Genomic DNA, 4,320 nt, shown 5'->3' with positions numbered 1-4,320 from the left:
GCCGCCACTGGCGGAGCGATGCGCCTTGACCGCGGAGGAGTCGATGAGAAGCTGCGGCGGCGGGCCGCCAGCTTGCGCGAGCGCGTGGAAGAGATTGACCCACACGCCCTTGGCCGCCCACCGGACATAACGGTTGTAGAGTGTCTTCCGCGGCCCGTATTCCGACGGCGCGTCGATCCAGCGCCCGCCGGATTTCAGCACATGGACAATCCCGCTGATCACGCGTCGATCGTCGACCCGCGCCTTGTCCCTCGTGTCAGTGGGGAGGTGCGGCGCAATCTTCGCAAACTGGGCGTCGGTCAGCCAAAAACGGTCGGGAATCATCGGCGCTTCCTTTCGGAAGCTGTGAATCACAACGTCGCGCCCAAGCCAACAACTTTATGGGTCCGAGCCCTAGGATTCTTCTTAAAACTTTACTCCAGATTGCCTTAAAACTTGAGTTTTCACAGTTCGTGCGAACGCATGTGATTTGAGGGGCTGCTCTGCTCGCACAGTCTAAAAAGCAGCTGACCAACGACGTTTTGCCGGTTCCCCGTGCGCTGGCGATGAATGCATGCTCTCCTGGACTCGCAGCGATATTGAGCAGTTCGCGTAAGCTGGCTTCGCGGCCAACCAATTCTGCTAGGGAAGAAACAGGTGTTCCAGGGTGTCAGGATACATCCTTTGATTAGAAAATCCCTGTTCGCGCGGCGCGTTGACATCATATTTGAGAATTTCGGCGCGCATTTTCGAGCTTTGACGCTTAAATTGAGAACTCCAGCGGCATCCCGAGCGCGGCGTAGGCGAGCTCGTCGAATCGCTTTCGATAGACGGGGCGACAGAAGGGGCGCAGGCGCTGAATCGTATCCGCCGCGTTTTTCGCGGCGACTGCGAGACCGGCGAGTAGCGCGATGCGTAAATAGAGCGGCACCATAGCGTTTGCGCCTTTGCTGATGGACGGCGCTATGCGTAATGCTTCGGCGTCAAATCCTGGAACGATCTCGTTGAGCAACCAGCTCTTATTGTAGCCTTCGGGGGGCTGCGTCGTCTGCGGGCGATTTAAGATCAGCAAAAGCCGCATCATCGCAATAGGGGATGCTAGCGGCGTCGGCTCGCCCCGCAAGTGACGATTGACAAGCTCCTCTCCGATTTTGGCGGCGTCCCAATGGTCCCCAAATGGGCTCGTGTTTCGGACGGTATCGCAGCCGGCACGAGGTCCCTCGATTTCTGAGAGCGGCGAACCGCATAGAGGACAAGTAACGCGCCACGCCTCAAGCCAGCTTTTTAGAACCGCTCCCGGAGTGTCAGCCGCGCGATGTCGCTCGCAGCATGTCCGACAGAATTGAATCGGCTTGCCTCTTCCAACCAGTGCCGCGACCTCGATTGGAAGCGCTGTATGCGTCATGGCGACAACATCCATTGGATCAGTGCGAAACGAATCTACGATGCGTGCGATCTGGCCGAGACCTGGGCGGAAGTCGAGGCTACGCAGCTTCTTCGATTCGAGCTTTAGCCACGAGATGAGCATGGGCTCCGTGAGCCCATAGAAAGCTGCATGACGATGAAGCCACGATGAAAGAAGTTCGTCGGGCGTCGGGTCGAGGACGACCGGCAAGGGCCGCCGAGCGGCGTTGATCAGCATCGTCATTGGAACGCGGCTTCCTCCTCGCTGATAGGCCTCCAATCATCAATGGCTTCGTCGGTTAGTCGTTCCGTTCCTGTCTCGATAGCCTGGATCGCGACTTCATTCACAAGGCGGAATATTTTTGACGTTACGCCTTCAGTCACTCGAAGAATTCGTTTGAGACCGCGCGCCGTCAGAATGCTCGGCTGACGAAGCGGGAGATTGCGGAGAATGGCAAGGACGAGTTGCTGAAACTCGTCATCGGCTTTCCAGCGCGGCAACGTGACAACATCAAAGCGTCTGGCAAGCTGTACGTCGCCGTTGATCGCCTCACGTGCTTCCGTGATGCCGAAGCAGACAAGCGAAAGCTGAAGCTCGTTACTCAAGAAACGAAGCGTGTTCAGAACGACACGCTGCTCGCGCCATGAACCGGCGATGATATTATGAATTTCATCTATCAGCAGGACTTGAACGCCCACGGCTCGCAATAGTCGAATTGTCGTCTGCTCTAATGCGACAATTGTCGCGCGCGGATTGGAAGGGGCGCCAAGTGCAGAGAGAATTTGTGCATAAAGGCGCCGCTCGCCCGGCCCGCCCGCCAACTCCACAACGAGAAATTTACGTCGTGCGTCGGCTGTTGCTGCATCGAAAGCGAGCATCTGGTCGTGCTTGAAGCGCCCGACGATCATCGATTTTCCCATGCCGCTGTCGCCATAGACGGCGATTGACGGCATTCGCGTCGTGCGCGGGTGAGTCGGGAGACCCTGAATCAAATCGACGATATGTTTTGCTTTTGGATAGTGGACCCACGGCTTTGATCGAATAAATTGGATCCGCGCGTCATTAGATGCGTCGAGAAGACTTGCAACTTCGTCCGTGACGTGGGCGGCCCTATCGATCACGCTGCTTCTCCGCGATTTCCAGAATGGAAGGAGTGCGCGAGTCGATGCCCTTGAGCGAGCCGAATCCTTCGTCATCCACCGAAATCTTGTTTTTGGGCTGCGGGTCGCGGCGGGCCTGCGCCGTCTTCCTTATTGCATCGTCAACAATGCGACGCTTGGCCTTTGCAGTAGTGATCCACTGGTTCGGTTCGCGTTCCGCGCGCGCTTGCGCTCGCGTTTCGCGCCGACGTAGTTTCCATTCGCGGAGACTTATTGATGGGCACGTAAGATCGCGGCTCCGGGCTTCGACGAAACGCCCGGAAGGACGCTGAACAAAAATTCTTGAAATATCTCGGGGATCATATTTGACTAAAAGCTCGCGTTTGGCGCCTCCGAGATCGGCGCTTAAAACGTTCGACCAGTATGGCAATCCATGCAACCAGACGCCGTCTGGCCTGAGTGTTCGATACGCCTCGGGCAATAACGAAACCCAGAAGGCCATTCGATCATGCGGCATGCGCAGATTGATCCGCGCCTCATGTTCGCGCCAGACTGCCAATGGTGAGCGCATCAAGGTGCTGTGTATTCGGTCGTGATAGCCGCCCGCAATCTCCCAGCCGAGAAAGCATTCGAGCTCTCGCAACGACATGGCTGAATTCTTTTTCGGATCGTAGGACCCTCGTTCGATCGGATTTCCAAATGAAGTGCCGGGCAGAAGATGCATCTGACCCATCATCGTTCCGATCAGCCGTTCGATATGACCGCCGTAATGCGGTTCGCCAGGCGGGCGCCAAATGATATCGACGCCTTCGTTGCGACAACCGCGAATGAAAGCCTTGCTTCTGAAATCTGCGCCATTGTCGACGTGAAAGGCCTCTGGCAAGCCGGCGACTGGCCATGTCGCGTCGATCTCACGTTCCTGCAACCAGGCTGTCTTGTCGTAAACGCCATGGAGAACGCAGAGGCTCACGGAAAGCCGTGAAGGGGGATCCATCGAAAGATGAAAGCCCGTAATCATTCGCGTAAACACATCGATCGCCAGCGTCAGCCAAGGGCGTGCGAGCGGTTCGCGCGTCTCTTCGTGAACGACGATGAGATCGACGAGCGTGTGATCGATCTGAACCACCTCGAGCGGCCGGGAGGCTTTGTATTCGCCCGGAACTGGCGTTGTCGCTTTGATCGCGCGTTTGTCCTTCCGTTTACGCGCGACCAATCGCCTCTCGATGTCATCGACGCGCGTCTTGATCGTTCGACGATCTGGCAATGGCCATCCGTGCTGGACGAAACGCAAATGGATTTGTTCGACGAGGTGGGTCAGCGTTGGACGCTGCGGCTTCAGATAGACTTCCCGGATCGTCTGGCGGATCAACTTATGACGCGATTTGTCGAGAGCGAGCGCCCCTTTCGATCGGCCTCGCGGCTTCGGCTGAAGCGCCTCAACGGTGGGCGTTTCGCGATAGATCGCGACGAGGCGATAAAGTGTCGCGCGACTGATCCCGAGGTCCAAAGCAACATCTTCGACGTCGCTTGTTCGTAGCCGGTCGCCCGCGGAGCGGCCTAACAATTCTCTGATGGCCTCCTCGCGTCGACATGCCTCTAACCACTGCGGGTCGTCGGACCCCGTCGTGTCGGCGTCATCAGGGCAGGGCGCGTTCTCATTATTGCTGTTCATTTTTCGGCCGCGTCCATGAGAAATGGTTGAGCCGCAAATTCTCAATTCAACTGTACATCATTCGGGCGTTTTCTCAATTCAAATGTATACGCGTAAATCAGCAGCGTTTCGTAACGCATTGAAATTCAACAGGCCGATTTCTCAATTTCTGATGTGTCCTGACA

The 4,320-nt window shown here is 56.8% G+C and carries 5 protein-coding genes and 1 pseudogene; all 6 read right to left on the bottom strand.

All coding sequences use genetic code 11. The features are described 5' to 3' along the window. Positions 1–324, bottom strand: a 324-nt coding sequence (locus ACR65W_RS01250) for a transposase (protein ID WP_434502206.1), incomplete at its 3' end; no start/stop codon positions are given. Continuing rightward, positions 257–616: an AAA family ATPase gene (locus tag ACR65W_RS01245; RefSeq protein ID WP_434500505.1), complete on the bottom strand. Its 360-nt coding sequence runs from the start codon at positions 614–616 to the stop codon at positions 257–259. The genes ACR65W_RS01250 and ACR65W_RS01245, both read right to left, overlap by 68 nt. A gap of 126 nt (positions 617–742) precedes the next feature. Continuing rightward, complete coding sequence (locus ACR65W_RS01240; protein ID WP_196391677.1) at positions 743–1,051, bottom strand: hypothetical protein; 309 nt, start codon at positions 1,049–1,051, stop codon at positions 743–745. 189 nt (positions 1,052–1,240) lie between these two features. Continuing rightward, a pseudogene (locus ACR65W_RS01235) lies at positions 1,241–1,621 on the bottom strand (TniQ family protein); the annotation flags it as partial. A 2-nt stretch (positions 1,622–1,623) separates the two neighbouring features. Further along, a complete protein-coding gene (locus ACR65W_RS01230; protein WP_124740570.1) occupies positions 1,624–2,505 on the bottom strand; it encodes a TniB family NTP-binding protein in 882 nt (293 codons plus the stop codon). Next, a complete protein-coding gene (locus tag ACR65W_RS01225) occupies positions 2,495–4,156 on the bottom strand; it encodes a Mu transposase C-terminal domain-containing protein (RefSeq protein ID WP_124740569.1) in 1,662 nt (553 codons plus the stop codon). The genes ACR65W_RS01230 and ACR65W_RS01225 overlap by 11 nt, the downstream gene beginning before the upstream one ends. Between the last annotated feature and the right edge of the window lie 164 nt (positions 4,157–4,320).

It is taken from the genome of Methylocystis sp. (assembly GCF_051062815.1).
In the GTDB taxonomy this organism is placed as follows: domain Bacteria; phylum Pseudomonadota; class Alphaproteobacteria; order Rhizobiales; family Beijerinckiaceae; genus Methylocystis.
The sequence above is the reverse complement of the archived record's forward strand: the minus strand, read 5'-3'. Positions and strand labels throughout refer to the sequence as shown.

What these genes read in the sequence shown, in the direction of transcription:
- ACR65W_RS01225 (WP_124740569.1), bottom strand. Translation starts at nt 4,156, where the DNA reads ATGAACAGCAATAATGAGAACGCGCCCTGCCCTGATGACGCCGACACG.